A 26301-nucleotide genomic window follows, 5' to 3' on the forward strand; every position below is an offset into this window, starting at 1 on the left:
GCTACTATTCGTATTACGATAGTGCAGGTTTGAAATCGACAGATTCTAATCCAATCTCATTGTTTTAATTAAATCTAATTTAATCTCAATCGAAAAACACAATAAAATATGGAAATGAAAAAACACTTATTTCATATGCGCAAAAACTGCTTGGGAAAAGTATGTCTCATATTATTTCTACTAGCGGGATCAGTTAACCTATATGCGCAAAACCAAAAAATAAATATTTCAGGTATTATTAAAGATGAAACAGGAGTACCTCTTATTGGGGCTAATGTTACAGAGAAAGGAACAACTAACGGAACGATGACTGATGTAGAAGGGAATTTCAGTCTAAGTGTTAATAACCGAGGAACTATACAAATATCGTTCGTAGGTTACATTGCGCAAGAAATGCCGGTAAACGGTAAATCGACGTTCGATATAATATTAAAAGAAGACAGTAGAATTCTCGACGAAGTAATAGTTGTAGGTTATGGTAGTACTGTGAAAAAAGATCTGACGACTGCTGTTACAAGTGTTAGCAGCAAGGACTTTTTACAGGGAGCGGTAAATAGCCCTATGCAGATGATAGATGGAAAAGTTGCAGGTCTATCTATCTCTAATCCTGCTGCAGCCGATCCCAATAAAAATGCAGACATTCAAATTCGTGGTGCTTCGTCAATGAAAGCAGGTAATAGTCCACTCATTGTTATTGATGGGATGCCGGGAGGAGACCTGCGAAATTTGGCTCAACAGGATATAGAATCAATCACCGTTCTTAAGGATGGATCAGCGGCAGCTATCTACGGTTCAAGAGCCGCTAATGGGGTAATTCTGGTACAAACCAAACAAGGAAAAGCCGGAAAAGTATCGATTACATACGACAGTTTTATAGAACATGATGCTGTAGCTAAACGCCCCGAAATACTATCTGCAGAAGAATTTGTCGCAAAAGGCAGAGCTAAAGACTGGGGAGCCAGAACAGACTGGTATAATGAACTACTTAATAAAAATAATTTCGGACAGAACCACAATATATCACTAGCAGGAGGTAGCGAAAGTTCTATATTTCGCATATCGGCCAATTACCGGACAAAAGAAGGGTTGGATATAGCTACAAACCGTGAGGAATACGGGCTAAGAGCGAGCTTTAAACAAACAACGCTGGAAGGTTTGCTTGAAGTAGGAGGAAACGTATCGTATCGTATTGCCGAGGAAGACTGGACGGACTATGCCGTATTTAAGCAGGCAGTCAAACTCAACCCAACAGTAGACAAAAATGAAATGAACTATTTTACAGGCCGCTACGACGAGTATAATCCGATAAAATGGCTTACAGAAAGAGAGAGGGGCGCCAGTTGGGAATACGCAACTATAGACTTCAATATAAAACTGAACCTTGCTAAAAATCTGAATACGGAGTTACAGCTAGGCCGCCAGGGAATAAACAAAAAGCAACGTGAATATTACACCAAGAATCATAAAGAATCTATTGATAATAACCGTGGAGGACGTGCGCGTTTCGAACATGAAAGTTGGGTAGACTGGACTTTAGAGTGGATAGCGAACTATGCTTTCAAAGTTAACCAACATGATTTCAAAATTATGGGAGGATATTCTTACCAAGAATTTAATCGTGAAAAACTTATTGCCGAAAATGCCGACTTCCCTAGCGATGCTTTTACATACAATCAACTGCAAGCAGGAGCATGGAACAAGATTGCCGGACGACTAGGTATGGAATCTGAAAAAGACAAAGAAAAAACAACTGCTTTTCTAGGTCGTGTTAATTACAACTTCGATAATCAGTTTCTTGTTACCGCATCTCTCCGATACGAGGGTAATTCCAAATTCGGCACTGATAATAAATGGGGATATTTCCCGGCCGCATCTGCTGCGTGGCGTTTTTCGAGATTGCCTGTCTTTGAGAATACTACATTTGTCGACGACTTGAAAGTTCGCTTTTCCTATGGACAGACCGGTCGTTCGGGATTTGATAAATATATAGCTTTATCGAAATATTCTCCTGCATCATATTCTTATGTCGATGGTAAATGGATACAAGTATATGGCCCCGGTAATAATCCGAATGCCAATCTGAAATGGGAGAAACAAATATCCTATAACTTAGGTCTGGATTACACACTATTCAATTCAAAATTAAGTGGTAGCATTGATGTCTTTATCAGAGATGGTCAAGATGTCATCGGAGACTATACATCCCCTGTACCACCTTATATATATTCAACTCTAGTAACAAATGTGGGGACCACACGCGACAAGGGAATTGAATTACAATTGAACTGGAATGCCGTTAAAACAAAAGATTTCTCATATTCAACCGCCCTTACAGCTTCATACATCAATTCTAAAATCAAATCCTTCTCCAGCGGAACATTTACCAAAGGATATGTTGATAGCGAGGGACTTCCTTCACCGGGAAATCCGGGTGCCCCCCAACGTCTTGCTGATGGAAAAGAAATAGGTTCATTCTATGGATATAGATATGCAGGTGTAGATGCCGATGGCAAGATTCTAATATATGAAGGGGGCAAGAAAAGTGGTAACACCGTATTAGCAGAACAAGCCAAAGATTCGGATAAAGCGTATCTTGGTAATGGATCGCCCGATTATGAACTAGCATGGTCTCATTCACTTGCATACAAAGAGTTTGATCTTAATTTCTTTTTCCGCGGTAAATTCGGTTTTCAAATACTGAATACTTATCAGATGTATTACGGTTTAGTTGCCGAACCGGAAGTGAATCTATTACAATCTGCCTATAATGATAACGCACACATAAAAGGAGGAAAAGTAATATGTGATTATTTTCTCGAAGATGGAAGTTATTTCAAACTAGATAATATCTCTCTCGGATGGACACCTAAAATTAAATCTAAATTTATATCTAATCTGAGACTTTATGGTACAGTAAGAAATGTATTTACAATTACTAAATATAGCGGACTCGATCCTACCACTGTTCCTACTGCCGGTCTATGGCCGGGAATAAGCTCGTTGGATGTATATCCGATTGCCCGAAACTTCTCTTTTGGTGTTCAGATAAGTTATTAATCGCCTTAAACTAATAATAGTATGAAAAAAATAAAAATATTATATCTGTTTTTAGTGTCGGTTGTACTAATGCCGTCATGTACAGATTTGACTGAAGAAGCATTTAGCGTAATTCCTACAGACAAATATTATACGGACAAGAACTCCGTTAATGCTGCCGTTATGCGTCCTTACGAACATGGCCATTGGTGTGGATGGGATGGTGATCGCTGGTATCTGCAAGAGCTTACAGCCGATCAATTTGTTTGGACACAGAAAGGTAAGCATGGATGGGACGACGGACAATGGGTGCGTCTACATAGTCATACATGGGATAACCTTCAAGGTCAGATATATGGAAGCTGGACAGGTCCATACCAAGGTATAGGCTATATCAATAACACTTTGAATGACTTCAAAACATTCGATTTTAATGCAATTGGGGTAACCGATCAGGAAATTGCAGCATATTCTGCGGAACTGAGAGCTTTACGGGTTTGGTACTATACATTCCTAATCGATTTTTTCAGACATGTACCCATCAGTGAAGACAATCTGACCATCAAGGGGCAATCATCTCCTCAAGAGGTCTTTACATACATGGAAAACGAAATCAAAGAAATTTTACCTACTCTAAGTAAAGAACCGGCTATCGGTCGATTTGGCCAAGCCAGTGCAGCATCGTTATTAGTAAGAATGTATCTGAATGCCAAGGTATGGATAGGGATTGATCGTTACAGTGATTGTGCTACAATGGCTCAGGAAATTATTGATGGCAAATATGGAGCCTATACAATTGATACAGATTACCGAGGCCCATTTCAATCGTTCTATAATGGAAGAAGATCACCCGAAAATATTTTCGAATGGCCGCATGCTAATAACATATATGATGCAGGCTGGCTATATGATGCTTTTCACCACTATAAGACCCAGTATATAATGGATACACAATCCAGAGGAACATGGAATGGTGTTCATCTTGCTCCATCCAGAGATCTTGACGGTAATATATATGACTATACATTGGGAAAACCATACGAAAAATTTGCAGATGGAGACTATCGTAAACAGAATTATGAGATTATAGACAAGGACGGAAATACTAAAGGTTTCTTCTTAATCGGACCTCAATACGAATTCGACCATACAAATGGATTTGGATATGACAAATCGAAACCCGTAGCAGGTGCCGAAGAATGGACCGGGCAACAACTGGTATTCGTTGATCAAGTAGGGCGTTTTTCGGAAAAGCCAGATGGAAGATGGAGCGAAGGTTCACATGTTACTACCGGCGAAGAGAATTCAGGGGTACGCTTAGCTAAATTCGGGCCACTATCTCTTACCGCAGGCAAGTATATGAATAACTCTATTGCTGAAATCAGATTAGCTGAAATATATTATTCATTAGCTGAATGTAAATATAGGGCAGGTGATAAAGCAGGAGCAGCAAAACTCCTGGACGCTGTCCGCAAGCGTAACTATCCCGACAGCGAATGGTCGAAATACAGCTATGTTACTAATTTATCGAAACTAACAGATCAGGAATTTATTGATGAGTTAGGACGCGAATTCCTTGGCGAACGCCATAGACGAACCGACCTGGTTCGTTGGGAACGTTTTAGTGATGCTTGGTGGGACAAGGGTATAGATAAAACAGACAAAGATTATGAAATATTTCCAATACCTTCTCGTGCTTTGAGTTCTAATCCTTTACTAAAACAAACAACTCGGGGCTGGGAATAAAATATAGCGTTTGTGATTAGTTAAAAAGGTAAAGAGGCTATTTCGATTTTTGTATTATCGGATAGTCTCTTTATTATATCTTTATCAGTGTTCAATATACTATATCTATAGGAGTTTCATAATATGCCGATATGGCAGGTGCCAAGAATTCGGTATCGCTTGTACCGAATTTTGATCGGCTTTCCAGATTTTCAAATATACAGGGTGTCTGAGATGCACTATTCTTTTCGATAATTTCTTTTCTCTCATTCCAGATATTATTGATTCTATTCACATCGAAAAAGCCTTCAATATAAAGTGCTGTAAACAATAATACAGAAAATAGAACTACAGATTGTTTAATCCGTCTCAATACAACTATCTGGCTATTTAAGCTATTAAAAATAATCCCTAAAGATATAATATTGAATGTCACTAAACCAAACCAAGCACGTGGTGGAAACTGCGGAGAAAAAATCATCACATAAACACTAACAAGTGCCCCAATTAAATATGTCAAATATAAAAATACAATCTTCTTATTAAGCACTTTGTCTTGAGAATTACTTAATAATAAGATAAGACATATTAATCCCAATAAATTCAGAGAACCTAATGTTTTTACCGTTTCTTTCGTATATGCTATAAAGTTGAGCATAACCCTCGACAAAGGCACTGGAAATTCGTCTCCAATGGTAGTGGAACGGACTATATTACCGGGAGCTTTTATCAATATTATATACCCTATAACCAATCCTATTAGTCCGATTATACTCCACAGAGGTATTTTCCACCTATTTGCTTTGTAATATAGAATAAACAAAATAACTATTATAATTAAACCTGTTACTGTATTCTCATTCGTCCAACCAGTAATAATACCTAGAATAAATATACCGATACATTTAGGGAAAGTATATCTAGCACCATTGTTATTGTACAAACGATAGAAAAGCAAAAAGAGGAGAATTATAACTGTACACCATAAATAATTAGCACTTCCTGTCAGCCAAAGGAGTGTTTCCCCTATATTAGGCTGAACTATCCAAACAAGACTGTTCACTAGAACCAATAATCCAATACTATGTTTACCACGGCCTATAATATGATAGTAAATAAGAAATGCATATAATACGTAGGCCAGCGAATTTAGAACATCGGCTATTAAAGGATTGACCCATAACAACAGTTGAGCTATTACATGAGCAATAGTTCTTCCACCCCACCCGAAATAGTGATTATATTGAAAATCGACTATATCCAGAACTGTTTGTAAAAAACCTGTATTATACCTCACTGCCGATGAATAAGCAAAGTCATCCAGCACCATTGGTGTTTTGAGATTGAGTATCAATGCACCACATCCGAATATAAAAGCCACTAGGGATAAAAAGAGAACAATTCTCTTTTTATCCCTAGTAAAGCTAGTAGTTATATCATCAAGAAAATATAATATTTTTCTTATAAAGTCAGAAAACTTATTTAACAATATAGAAAAATACATTTCAATATTTTTATTGGCGTAGAATATTATTTCTTTTTCTTATTAGCAGCTCCTTTTTTAGCATTTCCCTTCGCTTGTTGCTGTTGCAGACGTTGTGCCTCTTCAAGACGAGCCATAAAACCCGATTTCTTTTTAGGCTTAGCTTTATTTGCTTCCAACTTAGCTAATACCTTATCTTCATTTATAGCGAAACGGAAAGCTAGAGTCAACAATATAGTAATCAACAATGATATGAAGTAATAGTATGTCAATCCTGAAGGATAATCGTTAAGTACAAAGAAGAATACTATCGGCATCAAATACATCATCCATTTCATACCCGGCATTTGTTGCTGTCCGGTATTCGTTGCCTCCATATTGAACTTCGTATACACAATGTTAGTTATAGTCATCAGTATACAGAACAAACTGATATGGTTACCTATAATCCAAATAGGATTAGACCATTCTATAATTGCATCATAAGTCGAAAGATCGGGTGCCCAAAGGAAACTTTGATGACGCAACTCAATCGCATTCGGGAAGAACTGGAATAAGGCAATCAAAATAGGCATTTGCAGCAACATAGGGATACATCCACTCATCGGGTTTGCCCCTGCCCTACTATATAAAGCCATTACAGCTTGTTGTTTTTCAGTTGCCTGTTCCGGCTTAGGATATTTAGCATTCAATTCCTCTACCTGCGGTCGTAAAACTCGCATTTTAGCAGAAGACATAAACGATTTGTATGTCAGAGGTGAAATAATCAATTTTACGATCAATGTTAGTAACAATATCACAATACCCATCGACAAACCTGTTGATTTCAACATATTAAACAATGGAATAACAAAATATTGATTTACCCAACGGAACAACGCCCATCCTAGTGGAACTAATTTATCCAAGTCTAACTGTTGATTAACATCTTTTATATTGGCATCGTATTCCTTAAGATGAGAGTACGACATTGGCCCTAAGTAGTAGGAAAATCCCGCATGCATTGTACCCGCATTAATATCTACAGTTGCAGGAACATATAATACTGCTTCGCAGGCTTTCAAGTAGTCTTCTGATGCTAATACCTTAGAATCAAGCTGTGCAACTTCAATTCGGTCATCGGCAATAAGGATTGAGGCGAAAAACTGATTTTTAAATGCAATCCATTTTGTTGGCTCTTTAACCTCCTTAGACTCATTCTTATCGGCACTTAGTTCCTCAACATCGCTAGCCATATATTTGTAATAAATATGCGAATAACGTTGCTCGTTCTTTAAACTTTTTTCTTGTCTACGCATTTTTTGAGACCAGCGTAGTTCGAATAGGTCAGCTTTTTCTCTGGCTAACATAGGTTGCAACCCGACTACATTTATATCATATTTCATCATATAATCATCTTCGGAAAGCATGTATATGAAGTCAATATATTGGTCGTCAGCATATGCATAACGCATTATCAACGATTCCTTATCTTTTGCAGGAACAGGTGTAAATATAAGGTCACCCGTTCTCAATACCTTACCGTTCTTGTTAGTAAGTAATAAGTCCAGATTCGAATCCTGATTAAATAGGTATAGTGAATCATTGTCAAAACGATTATAGCCTTTTAATTGAGCTTTAACCATCTGCCCACCTTTAGTTGAGAAGCTTACTTTCACCTTCTCATTCTCTAAAGTTATAATTTGTTCTACTAAGGTAGTATCAACTACAGTATTCAATGAATCAACATTGGCAGCAACCGCTACTGAATCATTTTGAACAGGAGCTGTAACTGCAAAAAAATCATCAGCACCCTTATCTTTTGCTTTAACACTGTTAGATGACGACGCATTCCGTTGCTCGGCATCGCGCGTTGTTTGTGCGTATTCTATTGAATCACGACGAATTTGTTCTCTTTCTTTTGCAAGCTCCTCTGCCGATGGCTTGCTCAACACTGAAAATCCTATAAGGACAGCAGCGATAAGGGCAAACCCTATAATCGTATTCTTATCCATTTACTAGTTTCTGTTTATAATATATTCTTTGTTTATCACTTCTTTTTATTTGCGACCACAGCTTTTATAAAGCTAATGAACAAAGGATTAGGGGATAAAACGGTACTGTTGTATTCAGGATGAAATTGCACACCCAAAAACCATTTTTTCGTTGGCACTTCTACCACTTCCACTAAGCCTGTTTCAGGGTTAATTCCTGTACTCTTCATTCCGCTATTTTCAAAATCGTCTTTGAAATCGTTATTAAATTCGAAACGATGACGGTGACGCTCTTCTACCATAGGCTTACCATATGCCTTATATACAAGGGATCCTTTTGTCAGAGCACATTTGTAAGCACCCAGACGCATTGATCCGCCCATATTGGTAATATTTTTTTGTTCCTCCATCAAGTCAATCACTTTAAATGGACTATTAGGATTCATTTCGGTCGAATTAGCATCTTCTAGCCCTAATACATTCCGAGCGTATTCTATTACCATGCATTGCATACCTAAACATATACCAAATGTAGGGACATCATTTACACGCGCATATTTTATCGCAGCAAATTTACCTTCGATACCACGTTGTCCAAATCCGGGAGCAATAACCAAGCCATCCATAGATGACAGCATTTTTTCCACATTCTCATCTGTCAGTTTGTCAGATTGGATAAATTGAAGGTCTAGTTTGTGATCACTATATATAGCAGCTTGCAATAGTGATTCGTTTATCGATTTATAGGCATCAGGCAGTTCTACGTATTTGCCGACTAAGCCAATACGTATAGTTTCTTTTGCTTGTTTCTTTTTGTCCAAGAAATCACGCCAAGGTTTCATTTCCGGTTTTTCGCCAATTTCCATTCCAAATTTACGAAGTATTATTTCATCCATTTTTTGCTCTTGCATCTTCAATGGAACTTCATAAATAGTAGGAACGTCTACCGATTGCATTACGGCATCAACCTCAACGTTACAGAACAAAGCAACCTTGCGAAGTATCTCTTTATTCAATGGATGCTCGGTTCGTAGCACTAACATATCAGGCTGAATACCTTCCGATTGAAGTTCTTTTACTGAATGCTGAGTCGGCTTTGTCTTTACTTCCTTTGCAGCAGCAATATATGGCACATAAGTAAGGTGTACACAAAGACAATTCTTTCCTAGTTCCCAACGTAATTGACGTACGCTTTCAATAAATGGTAATGATTCGATATCACCAACTGTACCACCAATCTCCGTGATTACAAAATCGTAATTATATTTTGAGCCCAACATTTTGATGTTGCGCTTAATTTCATCTGTAATATGAGGTACAATTTGAACTGTCTTCCCCAGATAATCACCTTTACGTTCTTTACTTATCACGTTCTGATAAATGCGTCCCGTGGTGATATTATTATCCTTGTGGGTGGGTTGATTAAGAAATCGTTCGTAATGTCCCAAGTCGAGGTCTGCTTCATGACCGTCAACTGTTACATAACATTCTCCATGTTCGTATGGATTTAATGTACCGGGATCGATGTTGATGTAAGGATCTAATTTTTGGATAGTAACTTTATAACCCCTTGCTTGTAATAACTTACCTAACGAAGAGGCAATAATGCCTTTGCCTAAGGAAGAAATAACTCCTCCTGTAACAAAAATATACTTTGTATTAGCCACTGCTTTTGCGTTTTATATATTTTACTCTTAAGAAAGCACAAAAGTATAAAAATTATTTAGATTGTGCGTTGTAAAATGCGAGTTATCCGCCTCCTAAAAATAAAATAGTTGTTAACGTTTTATTGCATCCACTCAATTATAGCAAGCCAGTTATACATTTTTTTATAAAAACGATTAGAAACTTATGTTTTCAATATTTTTATATTAAATTTGCACACTAAACAGAATTATGTGCATCTTTGTTTATCTATGGCTATAAGTAAAACTCGAAATACATTAATTGATGTTGCCCGGCAACTATTTGCGAGACTGGGCGTAGAAAATACGACGATGAATGACATCGCCGTTGCTTCTCATAAGGGGCGTCGAACATTATATACATACTTCAACAATAAAAATGAAGTATATCAGGCAGTTCTCGAAAACGAACTGGAGCAGATGTACCATTCATTACAAAACGTAGCCAACAAAAATCTTCCGGCAGACGAAAAACTTCTCCTCTTCTTCTTTACTCGATTCGACACCATTAAAAATGTTGTTGCAAGAAACGGGACACTTAAAGCAGATTTCTTCAGAGATATCTGGCGTGTACAAAATGTGCGCAAGTCATTCGACAGAAAAGAGATACAGATACTCAAAGACATATTGAACAAAGGGGTCGAAGAAGGAACTTTCGAAATGCCAAGCACTGATGTCACCGCAGAAATACTCCATCACGCACTTAAAGGATTGGAAGTTCCATATATACGTGGACAGATAAACCCGATGAATCCGGCAAGCGAATCGAACAGAGAAAATATATCTTATCTCATATTTCAGGGAATAAAGAAAAAATAAATATAGAAAATCAAAATTAATTTTAATTGATATTTTAAATTATGAAATTACTAGAAGGTAAAACTGCTGTTGTAACAGGTGCAGCTCGCGGAATTGGAAAAGCAATAGCTCTTAAATTTGCACAAGAAGGTGCTAATATTGCATTCACAGATCTAGCTGTAGATGAAAATGCTAAAGCTACTGAAGCCGAGATTGCAAAATTTGGTGTAAAAGTAAAAGCTTACGCTTCTAATGCAGCGAATTTCGACGATACACACAAAGTGGTAGAAGAAATTCTTAACGATTTCGGAAAAATAGATATACTTGTTAACAATGCAGGTATCACTCGCGATGGCTTAATGATGCGTATGAGCGAACAACAATGGGATATGGTTATCAACATCAACCTAAAATCTGCATTTAATTTTGTACACGCTATCACTCCTATCATGATGAAACAAAAAGGAGGTAGCATCATCAATATGAGCTCTGTTGTTGGTATTTCAGGTAATGCCGGTCAAACTAATTATTCGGCATCTAAAGCAGGTATGATTGGTTTAGCTAAATCAATTGCTAAAGAAGTTGGCTCTAGAGGCATTCGTGCAAACTGTATCTGCCCCGGATTCATCATTACTGAAATGACAGGCGCTTTATCTGACGAAGTGAAACAAAAATGGGCTGAGCAAATACCTCTTCGCCGTGGCGGTACACCCGAAGATGTTGCTAATGTAGCAGTATTCCTTGCTTCCGACCTTTCTTCATACGTTAGCGGACAAATAATCCCTGTGTGTGGTGGCATGAATATGTAATATTCGAACATATAAATAATATATTGATTTAATAAATTCAGTATATAATAAAAAAAGGCTTTTGAGAATGATTACTCAAAAGCCTTTTTTTTCATAATTATATATAATATCCTCCTTTAACTAACTAGAGGAACCAAAGAACTCAACGATCTATAAAACAGAACAATAACTAATAATAAAAAGAACATATGAGCAAATAACTTCTAACATTCATATGCTTTAAAACATAAAATACAAACAAAACTCAAACTCAAACCCCAATATAAAATATAATCCACTAAACTTTTACAACTAACAAATGTTATTTTAAAAATGCTAAATTAATAAATAAATATTTAAATAATATTTTATATAAAAAATCAATTTAAAATTAAACATGTCATGAGAAGAGTTACTTTATCCTTATTTGCTGTGTTCAGTTTATTTCTTATAGGTTGTAGTGATGATGACGGCACAGAAACAGATCTAGGTCGAAGCAGAGACCCCAGTTCGAGTATAATAAGCCTGAAAGCCGAAGTGCAATCGAGCACTGAAGTAAAAGCCGGACCTATAAATAGCAGTTTCAGCACTGACTTCCCTATAGGTATTTATGCCTACAAGAGTGCGTGGCTGGCAGGTAGCGTCAATGTCATCAATAATGACTCAGCCACTGTAGCAGGGGCTGCAGGCCACAATATCACATTTGCCCACGGACCATATTATTATCCTGCAGATGGAACCACATTGAACTTTTTCGCCTTTTCACCTCAAGCCGCAGAATCTACAGCCGCAGGTGCAGGAACGAGCCCTGTAGTGACACATACTATAACAGGCCAAGAAGATGTTATGTGGACTTCATCAACCGGAAGCAAGGTTGGTTCTGCCCCAGCAACTGCGCCTGTGCTCAATTTTGCACATAAACTTACACAGTTGCAATTTACCTTCCAATCAGACACAACATATCCTGCATCGGGCAATAGTGTAACTTCATTAACCGTGAATGCACAACCCAATACCGTGCTGATGAATGTAGAAACAGGTGTTTGTACCTTTAGTGGCAGTATGGCTATGCAAGCTCTTTCTACAGCCAATCAATCATCCGGTATTGGCATCACAACTGCTGGTGCTAATGCCAATTCACCGGTTATGACTAATGCAGGAACTTCATATTCTCTTACAATTATAGTTAAACCTGCCGGATCACCCGCTGTTACCTATACCAATGTACCGGTTACGTTGACAACCACCGCCGGTAGCGCACATATGATAACTCTGAAATTTACAGAAACAGCAGTTACAGCTACAGCTACAGTTGCTGCTTGGGTAACAGGAACAGGTGGTAATGTGACTGTACTATAATAATACATATAGAGGAGTATCTGAATTTATACTAAACACTACACTACCAATCCGGTATTCCTCTATTCTATTTCGCAATAACTAAGAGACAAGTTTACTATTAAAATATTCGATAAGAAATATTGTGAAGAATCTGCATTTAATAATATTCTTATTTTTAATATCGATAGCTGTGTTCACCGGTTGCACTACCGATAGTATATATTCAATCGAAGAGACCGAAACTTACGACCAGACACCTGTCATGTTTTCATTAAATCATCATACACAGGATGGAAAAAACAGACGGTCTAACAGCAATATGGCTTTACCTAAAGACGGCAGTTCGGTTGCCGTATCAATGGAAGAAGAAAAATGGGAAGATAAAGAATTTTCGGAAACAAAAACGTCATGGGCCACTTCAGGCACTGCTGTAACATGGACAGCAGGAGATAAAGTAGGAATTTTCATGCGTGATGCATCCGCTATGCCTGTAACCTACTTCAACCGTGACAATGTACAATATAATATTAATACAGCGGGAACAGCATCAAGCCTATTATCACCAAATACCCCCTCATCAGCAATATATTTTCCAAACCCGTCAAGCAAAAATGTAAAATTCCTTGCATATTATCCATATTCTGCATCGAATAATTCTTTAGTACTGAATTATACTCTACCAACAGATCAATCAACAGCAACAGCATTGAGCAGTGCAGACCTGATGAATGCCACATCTACAGCAAATGGAGCATCTCCTAACATCACTTTGGCTTTCAATCACCGTATGACCTTACTATCTTTTAAAATAAACACGTTATTGTTATCGGGAACATTAAATAAAGTTTCAGTCAGCGGAACAGCAATAACAAATACAGGCACATTAGATTTAAGCAGTTCCGTACTAACACCTAATACATCCACAACTTTTTCGCCATATAAAACTATAGGACAAACTGTTGGACCCTCTACTTATGCATATGTAGATATAATAATAAACCCCTGTGTATTGACAAGCAATAGTGGCTCTTCCCAACTGAAAGTTACATTAGAGTTTAACGGACTACTCGGAACTCATACTACAAACCTGAATCTCAGTAGTTTTACTTTTGCACAAGGCACACGCTACATTTATAACTTAACCGTTACATTGTCTATCTAAGAATCACTATTATAGAGACAAGTCGAAATTTCGCAGTCTATCCAAGCACCAAAGATAATCTCAATCGATTGTATATTATTAATCAAACCAGATATTAAGACATCACTTTTTTCTATACCTTTGTCATAACATATGGAAGAAACATTTGATATACACAGAGGTAATATAAACGAGAACGAAAAGGATTTCGAAAATGCTTTGCGTCCACTCTCTTTTAATAGCTTTAGCGGTCAGATAAAAGTTGTAGAGAACCTTCAGGTTTTTGTTACTGCTGCCAAAATGAGAGGCGAATCGTTAGATCATACATTACTGCACGGTCCTCCCGGATTAGGTAAGACTACTCTATCGAATATCATCGCGAACGAATTGGGTGTAGGATTTAAAGTAACCTCCGGTCCTGTATTGGATAAACCGGGCGACCTGGCAGGATTACTAACATCGCTCGAACCTAATGACGTACTTTTCATAGACGAGATACACCGTCTTTCTCCTGTGGTGGAGGAATATCTATACAGTGCGATGGAAGACTATCGTATCGATATCATGATAGATAAAGGCCCCAGCGCCCGATCGGTGCAAATAGAACTAAATCCATTTACACTTGTTGGTGCAACTACCCGTAGCGGCTTATTGACAAGTCCTTTGAGAGCCCGTTTCGGTATCAATATGCACTTAGAGTACTATGATATGGAGACACTTACAAATATTATCATTCGTTCGGCTAATATACTAGACGTACCTTGTAGCAAAGATGCTGCGGTTGAGATATCGTCGCGAAGCAGAGGAACTCCCCGTGTAGCAAATGCGCTATTGCGTCGTGTACGGGATTTTGCACAAGTGAAAGGATCGGGTAAAATAGATAAAGAAATTGCCTCTTATTCGCTTGAAGCATTAAACATCGATAAATATGGACTTGATGAGATTGACAATAAGATATTATTGACTATTATCGATAAGTTTCAAGGTGGTCCTGTTGGAATATCTACTATTGCTACGGCATTGGGTGAGGATACGGGTACAATAGAAGAGGTTTACGAACCATTCCTTATCAAAGAAGGTTTTATGAAGCGCACACCACGCGGACGTGAGGCTACAGAATTAGCATATAGGCATCTGGGCCGAAAAAAAGAAAGCGAACAAGGCTTCTTGTTTTGAATATAAACTATGGGTCATAAGGAATATAACAACTTATAACCAGCTATATATTACAATTTGAATTTAGAATTATTTATAGCCAAACGAATCCATTTTAGCAGCAAGGAAGATCAGAAAAGAGTTTCTTCGCCAGCTATAAAAATAGCGATAGCCGGTATTGCTATCGGTTTGGCAGCTATTATACTGGCTGTATCGATAGTCGTCGGTTTTAAAAAAGAAGTTCGTAATAAGGTTGTTGGTTTTGGTTCTCATATCCAAATTACAAATTTCGATAATAGTACATCTTACGACACAAATCCAATCTGCGTAGACCAACAACTTACTGATAGGTTGAAAAACATGAATGGTATAAAACATGTTGAAACCTATGCTACCAAGCCCGGCATAATAAAAACAGACGATGCGTTTCAAGGTATTGTACTTAAAGGAGTAGGTGAAGATTACGACTGGGATTTCTTCAAACAAAACATAATAGAAGGTTCTATCCTCAATAAAGAAGACACAACCTCTGTCAACCAAACTATAATATCTCAGAATATTGCTGACAAACTCAACTTAAAAGTCGGTGATAGCTTTGTAACTTACTTTGTACAGGAACCGATTCGTGCCCGTAAGTTTACGATATCAGGTATCTACAGCACTAATTTCGAAGATTATGATAAATTATTTATCATTACCGATATCAAACTCATACAAAGGCTCAATGAATGGGAAAGCGATCAGGTAAGTGGCATTGAATTACTGGTTAATGATTACGATAAACTGGATGAAATAAAACAAGACGTATTTCTTGATATGATGCCATATCGGGATCGGGACGATAACACATTCTTCACTCGCTCGATCAAAGATATGAATCCTATGATATTCAGCTGGCTGGACTTGTTAGACATGAATGTGTGGGTTATCATAATCCTGATGCTTGCCATCTCTATATTTACAATGATCTCAGGCCTACTCATCATTATTCTCGAACGCACCAGTATGATAGGAACGCTCAAAACACTAGGTGCCCGCAATTACAGTATCCGCAAAACATTCTTGTATGTTTCGTCGTTTCTTGTGCTTAAAGGAATGTTCTGGGGCAATATTATTGCTTTCATTATTATGCTTGGGCAAAAATATTTCGGATTCATAAAGCTGGAAGCTGAAACATATTATGTATCGGAAATGCCAGTAGATATAAATATATTATACATCCTACTTATCAATATCGGTACATTAGCTATTTCTATGCTTATGATGGTAGGTCCATCTTATCTGATAGCTAAAATATCTCCTGCTAAAACTATCAGATACGAATAATTATTCGTGGTGGTAGGGTTCGTTATTCAATATAGTCATCGCCCTGTACAACTGTTCAACAAATATCAGGCGTATCATCTGATGAGAAAAAGTCATACGTGACAATGTCAGTTTCTCACTGGCTCTATCATATACCGATTGTGAAAAGCCATAAGGCCCTCCGATAACAAAAACCAAACGCTTACTTACAGTATGAGTTTTCTTTTCGATATACGACGCAAATTGCACAGACGAATACTCTTTGCCTCGTTCATCTAACAAAACCAGATAATCACCCGCCTGCAATCCTTTGAGAATAAGCTCCCCCTCTTTTTCTTTTTGCTGATCTATCGTGAGACTTTTTGTATTCTTCAAATCAGGAATTATCTGCATTTCGAAAGGGATATAGTGCTCCAAACGTTTCTGATATTCGTAGGTAGCTTCTATAAAATAACTGGCATCTGTTTTGCCTATAACGAGTAAAGTAATTTTCATAAATAAGAATTTGAGATACAAAGGTAAGACTTTTACTGTTTTAAGAAACTATTCTATATCTTTGTAGTTAATTATTAAAAAAGAATGCATTATGAGAATTATTCCAGAATCTGAGTTAATTATTAACAGTGATGGTAGTATATTCCATCTAAATATAAGACCTGAACAGTTGGCTGATAACATTATCCTGATGGGTGATCCCGAAAGAGTGAATCTGACCGCTTCGTTTTTCGAGAGTGTAGAGCACGATATACAAAATCGCGAGTTCCACTCCATTACTGGTGCTTACAAAGGAAAACGTATTACGGCCCTATCGCATGGCATCGGTCCCGACAATATGGATATTGTTGTTACTGAACTTGATGCTCTTGCCAATATCGATTTTAATACCCGCCAGGTAAAGAGTGAATTTAAGCAACTTACAATGGTACGTGTAGGCACATCGGGTGGATTACAACCCAACTGTCCTATCGGATCTTATGTTGTTGCTGATAAATCTATTGGTTTCGATGGTGTCCTCAATTATTATGAAGGCAGAGATGATATTGCAGAATTAGAATTTGAGAAAGCATTCAAAAAACATGTAAATTGGTCGCCACTGCACTGCTCGCCTTATGTAGTGAAAGCTGATGACGAGCTGGTTCAACGTATTGGAGAAGGTATGATAAAGGGGGTTACAATCTCTGCAATCGGATTCTATGGCCCGCAAGGTCGTTATGTACGTATCCCTCTTGCTAACCCTGATCTTAATTCTAAGATAGAAACTTTTGATTACAAAGGTGATGTCATAACTAATTACGAAATGGAGAGCGCCCCATTAGCAGGATTGAGTAAATTGATGGGACATAAAGCTATGACTGTATGTACTATTATAGCCAATAGACAGGCAGGCGAATCGAACTCAAATTACAAGGGATCAATAGAAGACCTGATAAAAACAGTTCTTGACCGTATCTAACTAAAAGCTTTTAGCATTTAAATTATAGATGAAAATTCGGACTAAGAGAATTTTAAAACGTATCTGTGGAATAATTTTTATTGGTATAATAATGATACTTGCTATTATAATATATGCCAATTGGAAAATACCTCACGATACTAAAAATTATATATATAATAATGTAGATAGTATTCCTGCCCAAAAAGCAGCTTTAGTACTTGGTACAGCTAAAAGTATTGGCAATCGCCCCAATATCTACTTCACGAATCGAATACAAGCCGCGAAAGAATTGTATGAAGCAGGGAAAGTAGATATTTTCGTAGTGAGTGGTGATAATAGTCGTGAGACTTATAACGAACCCCAAGATATGCGTGATGCATTAATTGAGGTTGGTGTACCCGATAGCATAATCTATATGGATTATGCGGGTTTTCGCACACTCGATTCAGTCGTAAGAATGAATAAGATATTTCAACAGGATGCGTTTATTGTTGTGTCACAAGAGTTTCATAACGAAAGAGCGATATTCCTTGCTCAGTACTACGGACTGACCGCCTATGGATATAATGCTGACGACCCAACTCTTAATCGTTATTCATTCAAGACAAAAGTACGTGAAAAATTTGCTCGCGTAAAAGTATTTGTAGATATATTGACAGGCAAAGAACCTAAATTTTTAGGAGAGCCTATAGACATTAATTAAACCTAGACAATTATATTATAAACTATCCGCATTGCGATTTATGAAAAAATCATTTTTCATGCTATTATTAAGCATGTTATGCACATTAAGTTATGGACAAGATACAAACAGTGAACTCTTAAAAAAGTTAGTAGAAAAAGAAATTCTGACACAAGACGAAGCGGACGAGATCCAGCGAGAATCGACTCTGGAAAAGCAAGAGGATACATTTACGAAAACTACCGAAAAAATAAAAGAAACATTTAACTCGCCCTATGCTCAATTCGGCGGTTACGGATTATTTTTATATAAATATAATGATATAGCCAAAGTTAAGCATACTGCTGAACCGAGAGTTATATTCTTATCGCTAAGTGGTGAATTAGGCAGTAATATCAGATATTATATACTGGGAGAAGTTGTAGACCCGATGCTCTTTGAATTTTATGGTGAATGGACACCAGTAAAGGCTTTTGGCTTAAAAGCAGGACAGATGAAGACTCCACTATCAATGGAGAATCAAATTTCGTTGACTGGCTTAGAAACAGTATCTTATACCCGATCGGTTTCTAACTTAACAGGTATGGCTGGGGATGTGTTGGTAGGTAGATTGACAAATAATAATGCAGGACGGGACATTGGTATCCGTGTTGCAGGATCGACTAAAAACGATCTTTTGTGCTATGCACTTGGGTTGTATCAAGGGACAGGGATCAATACAGCCGAGAATAATAATTCTAAAGACCTTGCCGGAAGCCTTATATTTCAACCAATCAAAGGTTTTCGCATAGGAGGAAGTGCTTATTGGGGCGAAGCTCATTATACCAAACCGGGCGACACTGAAATAGGCGACCATGTGCGAAATCGCTGGGTACTAAGCTCTGAATACAAATCGGATAAATTTTACGCGAGAACTGAATGGATTACGGGCAATGACGGAGGAACAGATAAAGAGGGTCTTTATGGTACTGCACTTTGGTATTTTATACCTAAAAAGTTCAATACAGTGGCTAAAGTAGATTATTACAATAGGAATAAAGATGTTAATAGCGAAGTTATGGATTACACTTTGGCGGTTAATTATTATTTTTACAAACAGTGCCGTCTGCAACTTAACTATGTTTATTCTGACTATTCGAAAGATTGGGAGACAAGAAACACAAATCTTGTTTTAGGTCAGCTACAGGTAGTATTCTGATATTCCATAACTAAATTTGAAAATGAAATATGCACAACAATAATATAATTGCCGCAATATCTACCCCTCCGGGCATTGGAGGAATTGCCATTATACGCCTATCAGGAAAAGGCTGTATAGAATTTGTAGATAGCGTATTTAAATCACCCGTCAATAAAAGGCTGGCTGATCAAAAAGCGAATACTATACACTTAGGATCTATTATAAGAGATGGTGTGGTATTGGACGAAGTGCTAGTCAGTGTTTTCAAAGCCCCCCACTCTTTCACCGGAGAAGATAGTGTGGAAATATCGTGTCATGGCTCTGTTTATATACAGCAAAATATATTGCAATTATTAGTCGCTCAAGGTGCTTCATTGGCTCAACCGGGAGAGTTTACCCAACGTGCCTTTCTCAATGGCAAGATGGATTTATCTCAAGCCGAATCGGTGGCTGACCTAATCGCTTCTACTTCTGCTGCAACACATCGTTTAGCAATGAATCAGATGCGGGGAGGTTTCAGTAATAAATTGATGGAACTTCGACTTGATCTTCTTAATTTCACTTCTTTAATTGAGTTAGAATTAGATTTTTCGGAAGAAGATGTAGAATTTGCGAATCGGGATAATCTGAAAATATCAGCACTACAAATTGAATCGCTTATAAATAAACTAGCCAAGTCTTTTAGTCTTGGTAATGCAGTGAAAACAGGTATTCCTGTTGCTATAATAGGCGAAACAAACGCAGGGAAATCGACATTATTGAATCTGTTATTAAATGAGGAGAAAGCTATTGTGTCTGACATTCACGGCACAACTCGTGATGTAATAGAAGATACGATCAATATACAGGGGCTGACATTCCGATTGATAGATACTGCCGGGATACGTGATACTCTCGACCATATAGAAAGTATTGGGATAGAACGCACATTCAAGAAGTTAGAACAGGCTAGCATTATTCTATGGGTTATAGATAGTGAAACTGCCGATGTACACATCGAAGAATTAGCTGAAAATATTTTACCGGCTGCCGAAGGAAAAAAACTGATTCTTGTATTCAATAAGGTAGATATCATTTCACCTGATAGAAAAATTCAGAAAGAACAGTTGTTGATAGCTAAAATAGCTGATCGTATCTTTATTTCTGCTAAATACGAACAGGGCACAAGCCAACTCGAAAGCATGCTTGTAAAAGCAGCTAATATTCCTGAAATAGGTGAACAAGACGTAATTGTGACCAACATAAGACATTATGAAGCATTGGAGAAAGCATCGAACGCTATCCATCGTGTTATTGAGGGTTTAGAGCTAAATATTTCGGGCGATTTTCTTTCGCAAGATATACGTGAATGCATGCATTATTTAGGCGAAATAACAGGACAAATATCTACAGATGAAATATTGGGAAATATTTTTGGTAAGTTCTGTATCGGCAAATAAGACTAGATAATAAGAGAAAATATTATCCTATAATAGGAAACTAATAGATTGTTTTTCATATATTTGTATGATTAATAATCTATTTTTATTTTCTCATGATAGTACTTTGTTAGTACATCTTATACATCTAAAGTACACCTTAAGAGTATAATTATTATAAAGATGGACTTATAGTACACCTAATTTTAAATATATGAAAATTACACTTAAGAAAAAGAAAATCAGTAATGGAAGGCTATCTATTTTCATCGAATATTATAAAGGAAAAGTGATTGATCTGGAAGGAAAAGCAAAACACAATCGAGATTTTGAGTACCTCAAAGAGTTTATATACGAAAATCCTAAAAATGGACAAGAAAAGCAACATAATAAGGAGAAATTAGCATTTGCAGAGAATATCTTATCTATCCGTAAAGCAGAGTATGCTCAAGGTAAATATGGACTAAAAAATGATCGTAGAGGTAAAATTAACTTTCTAGAATATTACAATAAAAAGAAAGATGAACATTACGAATCCAAAGGTAATTATGACAACTGGGGTGCAGCTCAGATACATTTAGAAAAATTCTGCAAACACTCTATTACATTTGAAGAGGTAAATCAAGATTTTGTGAAAGCTTATAAAAAATATCTAGATAAAGAGGCTCTTACCAAAAGTGGACAGCCATTAAGTGCTAATACAAAATACACCTACTACAATAAATTTAAAGCGTGTATTAATGCTGCTTTCGAAGAAGGTTATCTATCTGAGAATCCAATTAGAGGCGTTAAAAGCTTTGAAATGGCAGATAGCCAAAGAGAATATCTGACATTTAATGAATTACAGGCATTATATAAAGCCGAATGTAAATACGATGTATTGAAACGTGCTTTTATATTTTCATGTTTAACCGGTCTAAGATGGAGTGATATTAATACTCTTTTATGGTCAGAAGTTAGGGATGAAGATAATGGAAGTAGAGTAATTTTTAGACAAGAAAAAACGGATGGATTGGAATACTTAGATATATCGAATCAAGCACGTTCTCTACTTGGAGAAAGGAAAGACCCCAATGAAAGAGCCTTTAAGGGACTAAAGTATGGAGCACACTTCAATTCAGAAATACTTCGTTGGTGTATGCGTGCAGGTTTAACTAAACATATAACATTCCATAGTGGCAGGCATACTAATGCAGTTCTTATGCTCGAGAATAATGCAGATATATATACTGTTTCCAAACGTCTAGGACATAAAGAACTTAGAACTACAGAAATTTATGCCAAAATCATTGATAAAAAAATGAAGGAGGCGGCTAATATAATACCGGAACTTAAATTATAAAAAAATGGAAGTGAATGAATTCAACAGAAAAATCAATAAGCAAATAGGATTTAAAATATTAAACCTCTCCTATTACATGCTTATTTTATGTATAGCTATCATAATTTGTAATTTTGAACTAAAAAATGAAAGTCTAAATTATGATAATTATTTATATTTAATAATCAGCATAAGTATTTTATACCCTATACTTACCATTATTCGCAGATATGCTAAATATTTTTTTTATTATATCTTTTGCTTTGACGGAAACTGGTGGAGAAAAGAAATCGAGAGACCTAGAATATTTATACTTATCCTATCCATAATTACATTAGTATTATCATATCAAACATTAATCGATAATACTATAAAAATAGATAATATTTCTGCTGTTTATTTTTTCAACAGCCTTATTTACATTCTGATTTTCGTTTTTATCACTCTTTTGTATTATATAAATACTCAATCATTTGAAAGAGATTTTATAAGAATAATAAAAGAAAAGTTCTTATATGATAATACAATTGATCTAAAATGTACTATAAATGAACAAGACTATGATCTAGTAAAAATATTATCTGATTTGAAAAATATTGATTGTTCAATATCAGTGTTTAAAGATATGACCAACTTATACAAAATAGATCTTTCTGATCGAATAAAATGCAATTTAACTAAAGCAGAGATTTTAAGGTATGTACATATATTTTTTGACATAAACCAACATATGTCTCCTAAAACAATTAAAAATTTACTCAAAACTTATTTTGTTGATCAAGATGGCAATGATTTTATTATACAAGATAAAGCTTCTGAAATTTCAAATATAAAAAGGGAAATTATAAATAAAGAAAATATTTTCATGAATACAAAAAACACATTACAGTCTATATTCCAGAATAATAAGATACAATGAACCAAAGTTCTGAATTAGTTTCGTCTTAAAAATTTGATTATTATCTACTGATGTTTTCCTTTGTTTCATCGATAACAAATAAAAACAAGTGCACTTGTTCATTTATTAATTATAAAATTAAATATTATGAACTCATTAAAATTAGATGAACGTTTGGAACGTATAGAAAAGCTCTTAATAGGAAATAAAAGAGTATTAACCTTTGATGAAGCTTGTGATTATACAGGCTTATCAAAAAGCTATCTTTATAAGTTAACCGCTGCTGCTATGGTACCACATAGTAAACCAAATGGAAAGGTATTGTATTTTGATAAAGAAAAACTAGATTCTTGGTTACTTGAAAATCAGGTTAAAACAAAGAATGAAATAGAAAAGGAAGCTACATCTCATATTCTTAGAAAACAAAAAGCATAAAGACTTCCCTCTTTATGCTCTAAACAATAATCCGTAAACAAGTCTAAACTTGTATAATTTGCTTTGATGCAAATATACATAAAATTAAATTGTATATGAGTGAAATACCATATATCAGGGTTGGTACATCCTATTTTAAGATAGTCAAAGCCCCGACCATAAGCGGTGAATACATTGAAATACTGATCATTTGGAATATTGATACCATCAAACAAGACGAAAGTAAAGACTATATCAGTCAGATACCCAAATACGATGGATTCACCTGTATTCCCAACCATATCAACTATCAAAAAGAATACGGAACATTCTTCAATACCTATTTCCCATTATCCAATGTTCCCAAAGAAGGCAAGGTAGACAATACCCTAAATTTTCTAAAGCACATCTTCGGCAAACAAATAGAACTAGGCTTGGACTATCTGCAACTGCTTTATTTGAAACCGATTCAGATACTGCCAATTCTATGTCTGGTATCCAAACAAAGAGCTACAGGAAAATCGACCTTTCTAAAATGGCTCAAACAAGTATTTGATGGAAATATGACCTATTTAACAAATGACAGTTTCTCCAGTCAGTTTAATGCCGACTGGGCGAATAAACTACTTATCTGTATCGATGAAGTCTTATTCAACAAAGAAGAACTTACAGAGCGCATCAAGTACCTGAGCACAACTAATATCAATAAGATGGAAGCTAAGGGAAAAGATAAAAGAGAAGTTGAGTTTTTCGGGAAATTCGTATTGTGCAGCAACAATGAAGATAGCTTTATCAAGATCGATGCCGATGAAATTCGATTTTGGGTTATCAAAGTACCTAAACTGACTAGTGAAGATACAAACCTCTTACAAAAGCTGGTCAAAGAAATTCCTGCATTCCTTTTCTTTCTTCAAAATAGAGAACTGAAAACAAAGACTCCCTTGTCTCGCATGTGGTTTACTCCCGAACAAATAAAGACATCCGCTTTACTAAAGCTTGTTCGCCATAATCGCAGTCGGGTTGAAAAAGAACTTGCAAGCCTTCTTATCAGTGTAATGGAAAAGTTTGATCTGGAACAGATAAATGTATGCTCCAACGATGTATTAAATGCACTTAGCAGAACCAGAGTAAAAACCGATCTGACAGAAGTAAAGAAAATCTTTAAACAGAACTGGAGTCTGGAGCCTCAAAGCAACTCGAACAAATATGAAAAGTTTGTAATCGGTTACGATGGAGATTACCTGATGAATGATGCAAAAGGTCGGTACTTCACAATAAAAAAGGAATTCTTATTACAAAATTTTGATGATTTGATGACAGAGTGATATTTGAATACATAGTATTCTGTAAATCAATAAAATATACTGTCATCAAAACAGCATCAAACTGTCATCAAAATAACGAATGATGACAACGGCTAATGAAAAAAGAATAGAATTGATGCTGTGATGACAAAATGATGACGACCGAAACCGTTTCCAGATAAAGGATACAGATACATTGTCATCAAGTCATCAAAAATATCATAAAATAATATCAGCTTATGAAAAGAGAACATTTTAATATAAAAGCAGCTCGGAATATCCCCATTGATGAAGTCCTAAATGATATGGGATATTCACCTATCAAGATAGCTAATAACAACCGTTGGTATTTGTCTCCCTTTCGAAAAGAAACACACCCCTCATTCAAAGTAAATATGGCTTTAAACAGGTGGTATGATTTCGGAGAACAAATAGGCGGTAATATAATTGACCTGATTATTCAAATCTATGGATTATCCTGTAAAGAAGCCTTAGAGCACTTATCCAAATATGTGTCACTAGATACTTTTTCTTTTCAACGGCCAATAATAGAAGAATCAGGTATAACACTTCTGAAAGTACAACCAATCGAACATCCGGCTATAATAGAATATTTAGAATCAAGGAAGATAAAGCCATTTGCATATAATGCCTATTGCAAAGAAGTCTATTATTCTATCAATGGCAAAAAATACTTTGCAGTAGGATTTGAAAATGAATCCAAAGGCTATGAACTACGCAGCAAGTTCTTCAAAGGTTGCATCATAAAAAAGGATATAACCCATATAAAGAATAACAGCACCCGACTATTGATATTCGAAGGATTTACCGATTTCCTTTCTTTCCTCTCTATCGGTAACGAGCATTCGATAAAAAGCTACGACACAATAATCTTAAATAGTGTTGGCAACGCAAAAAAAGTATATTCTTTACTAAAATCATACCAAACGATTTACTCCTATCTCGATAATGATAAAGCAGGTGATAGATGCACAGATGAATTAATTAAGGAAGCTAATAATATCGTGGATTGCCGAGAGGCGTATACTGAATTTAAAGACTTTAACGAATATCTTATAAATCAATAAAATAAAAAATTATGAAAACAACAAAGCAAATCAATCAGCAAAAAAGAGCATATACACTAATATTAGCAATGATCTTTTCTTTACCATTCCTCTATGCCCAAGGAGAGATAGATGCATATAAGTTATCCGGC

At 36.1% G+C, this 26301-nt stretch carries 21 protein-coding genes; 17 read left to right on the top strand and 4 right to left on the bottom strand.

Annotation, left to right across the window (positions count from 1 at the left end):
- Window positions 1-108: 108 nt before the first annotated feature.
- Together G7Y57_RS15865 and G7Y57_RS15870 are read left to right on the top strand one after the other, a co-directional pair.
- On the top strand, window positions 109-3057 hold the full coding sequence (locus G7Y57_RS15865) for a SusC/RagA family TonB-linked outer membrane protein (RefSeq protein WP_165026370.1): 2949 nt from the start codon (window positions 109-111) through the stop codon (window positions 3055-3057).
- Between the two features lie 21 nt (window positions 3058-3078).
- The gene (locus G7Y57_RS15870) at window positions 3079-4782 is read left to right on the top strand and encodes a RagB/SusD family nutrient uptake outer membrane protein (RefSeq protein WP_165026373.1); all 1704 of its coding nucleotides are present in this window, start codon (window positions 3079-3081) and stop codon (window positions 4780-4782) included.
- Between the two features lie 91 nt (window positions 4783-4873).
- Here the strand turns inward: G7Y57_RS15870 and G7Y57_RS15875 are convergent, their stop codons facing one another.
- The 3 genes from G7Y57_RS15875 to G7Y57_RS15885 are packed head-to-tail and all read right to left on the bottom strand — an operon-like array spanning window position 4874 to window position 9884.
- Window positions 4874-6265, bottom strand: coding sequence for a DUF6056 family protein (locus G7Y57_RS15875; RefSeq protein WP_255491485.1), 1392 nt, complete (start codon window positions 6263-6265; stop codon window positions 4874-4876).
- Window positions 6266-6291: 26 nt separating this feature from the next.
- Complete coding sequence (yidC, locus tag G7Y57_RS15880; RefSeq protein ID WP_165026379.1) at window positions 6292-8238, bottom strand: membrane protein insertase YidC; 1947 nt, start codon at window positions 8236-8238, stop codon at window positions 6292-6294.
- Between the two features lie 35 nt (window positions 8239-8273).
- The gene (locus tag G7Y57_RS15885) at window positions 8274-9884 is read right to left on the bottom strand and encodes a CTP synthase (RefSeq protein WP_165026382.1); all 1611 of its coding nucleotides are present in this window, start codon (window positions 9882-9884) and stop codon (window positions 8274-8276) included.
- A 249-nt stretch (window positions 9885-10133) separates the two neighbouring features.
- On the opposite strand from G7Y57_RS15885, the gene G7Y57_RS15890 reads away from it, so the two are divergent.
- From G7Y57_RS15890 to G7Y57_RS15915, 6 genes are all read left to right on the top strand, one after another.
- Window positions 10134-10721 carry a TetR/AcrR family transcriptional regulator gene (locus G7Y57_RS15890; protein ID WP_165026384.1) on the top strand — a complete coding sequence of 196 codons (588 nt, stop codon included), beginning with the start codon at window positions 10134-10136 and terminating at the stop codon, window positions 10719-10721.
- A 41-nt stretch (window positions 10722-10762) separates the two neighbouring features.
- The gene (gene fabG / locus G7Y57_RS15895) at window positions 10763-11509 is read left to right on the top strand and encodes a 3-oxoacyl-[acyl-carrier-protein] reductase (RefSeq protein WP_165026387.1); all 747 of its coding nucleotides are present in this window, start codon (window positions 10763-10765) and stop codon (window positions 11507-11509) included.
- Between the two features lie 381 nt (window positions 11510-11890).
- Window positions 11891-12847 carry a fimbrillin family protein gene (locus tag G7Y57_RS15900; RefSeq protein ID WP_165026389.1) on the top strand — a complete coding sequence of 319 codons (957 nt, stop codon included), beginning with the start codon at window positions 11891-11893 and terminating at the stop codon, window positions 12845-12847.
- 124 nt (window positions 12848-12971) lie between these two features.
- Window positions 12972-13991: a fimbrillin family protein gene (locus G7Y57_RS15905; protein WP_165026392.1), complete on the top strand. Its 1020-nt coding sequence runs from the start codon at window positions 12972-12974 to the stop codon at window positions 13989-13991.
- A 132-nt stretch (window positions 13992-14123) separates the two neighbouring features.
- Window positions 14124-15146 carry a Holliday junction branch migration DNA helicase RuvB gene (gene ruvB / locus G7Y57_RS15910; RefSeq protein ID WP_165026394.1) on the top strand — a complete coding sequence of 341 codons (1023 nt, stop codon included), beginning with the start codon at window positions 14124-14126 and terminating at the stop codon, window positions 15144-15146.
- Between the two features lie 57 nt (window positions 15147-15203).
- Window positions 15204-16451 (top strand): ABC transporter permease, encoded by a 1248-nt coding sequence (locus G7Y57_RS15915; RefSeq protein ID WP_165026397.1) that lies wholly within the window; start codon window positions 15204-15206, stop codon window positions 16449-16451.
- On the opposite strand, the gene rlmH is transcribed toward G7Y57_RS15915, so the two are convergent.
- The gene (rlmH, locus tag G7Y57_RS15920) at window positions 16452-16925 is read right to left on the bottom strand and encodes a 23S rRNA (pseudouridine(1915)-N(3))-methyltransferase RlmH (RefSeq protein ID WP_165026400.1); all 474 of its coding nucleotides are present in this window, start codon (window positions 16923-16925) and stop codon (window positions 16452-16454) included. It abuts the gene before it with no gap.
- A gap of 91 nt (window positions 16926-17016) precedes the next feature.
- Between rlmH and G7Y57_RS15925 the strand changes: the two genes are divergently transcribed.
- The 9 genes from G7Y57_RS15925 to G7Y57_RS15965 all read left to right on the top strand — a co-directional run bounded on the left by G7Y57_RS15925 (window position 17017) and on the right by G7Y57_RS15965 (window position 26170).
- On the top strand, window positions 17017-17883 hold the full coding sequence (locus G7Y57_RS15925) for a nucleoside phosphorylase (RefSeq protein ID WP_165026403.1): 867 nt from the start codon (window positions 17017-17019) through the stop codon (window positions 17881-17883).
- A gap of 28 nt (window positions 17884-17911) precedes the next feature.
- Window positions 17912-18568, top strand: coding sequence for a vancomycin high temperature exclusion protein (locus tag G7Y57_RS15930; protein ID WP_165026406.1), 657 nt, complete (start codon window positions 17912-17914; stop codon window positions 18566-18568).
- 40 nt (window positions 18569-18608) lie between these two features.
- On the top strand, window positions 18609-19745 hold the full coding sequence (locus G7Y57_RS15935) for a porin (RefSeq protein ID WP_165026409.1): 1137 nt from the start codon (window positions 18609-18611) through the stop codon (window positions 19743-19745).
- Between the two features lie 29 nt (window positions 19746-19774).
- A complete protein-coding gene (gene mnmE / locus G7Y57_RS15940) occupies window positions 19775-21166 on the top strand; it encodes a tRNA uridine-5-carboxymethylaminomethyl(34) synthesis GTPase MnmE (RefSeq protein ID WP_165026412.1) in 1392 nt (463 codons plus the stop codon).
- 193 nt (window positions 21167-21359) lie between these two features.
- Window positions 21360-22487 carry a tyrosine-type recombinase/integrase gene (locus tag G7Y57_RS15945; protein WP_165026415.1) on the top strand — a complete coding sequence of 376 codons (1128 nt, stop codon included), beginning with the start codon at window positions 21360-21362 and terminating at the stop codon, window positions 22485-22487.
- Window positions 22488-22491: 4 nt separating this feature from the next.
- Window positions 22492-23385 carry a hypothetical protein gene (locus tag G7Y57_RS15950; protein ID WP_165026418.1) on the top strand — a complete coding sequence of 298 codons (894 nt, stop codon included), beginning with the start codon at window positions 22492-22494 and terminating at the stop codon, window positions 23383-23385.
- A gap of 126 nt (window positions 23386-23511) precedes the next feature.
- Entirely contained in the window at window positions 23512-23799 is a 288-nt protein-coding gene (locus G7Y57_RS15955) for a helix-turn-helix transcriptional regulator (protein ID WP_165026421.1), read from the top strand.
- 95 nt (window positions 23800-23894) lie between these two features.
- Complete coding sequence (locus tag G7Y57_RS15960) at window positions 23895-25103, top strand: primase-helicase family protein (RefSeq protein WP_165026424.1); 1209 nt, start codon at window positions 23895-23897, stop codon at window positions 25101-25103.
- Window positions 25104-25321: 218 nt separating this feature from the next.
- Entirely contained in the window at window positions 25322-26170 is an 849-nt protein-coding gene (locus G7Y57_RS15965) for a toprim domain-containing protein (RefSeq protein WP_165026427.1), read from the top strand.
- Window positions 26171-26301: the final 131 nt, after the last annotated feature.

The sequence above is a fragment of the Dysgonomonas sp. ZJ279 genome (genome assembly GCF_011039205.1).
In the GTDB taxonomy this organism is placed as follows: domain Bacteria; phylum Bacteroidota; class Bacteroidia; order Bacteroidales; family Dysgonomonadaceae; genus Dysgonomonas.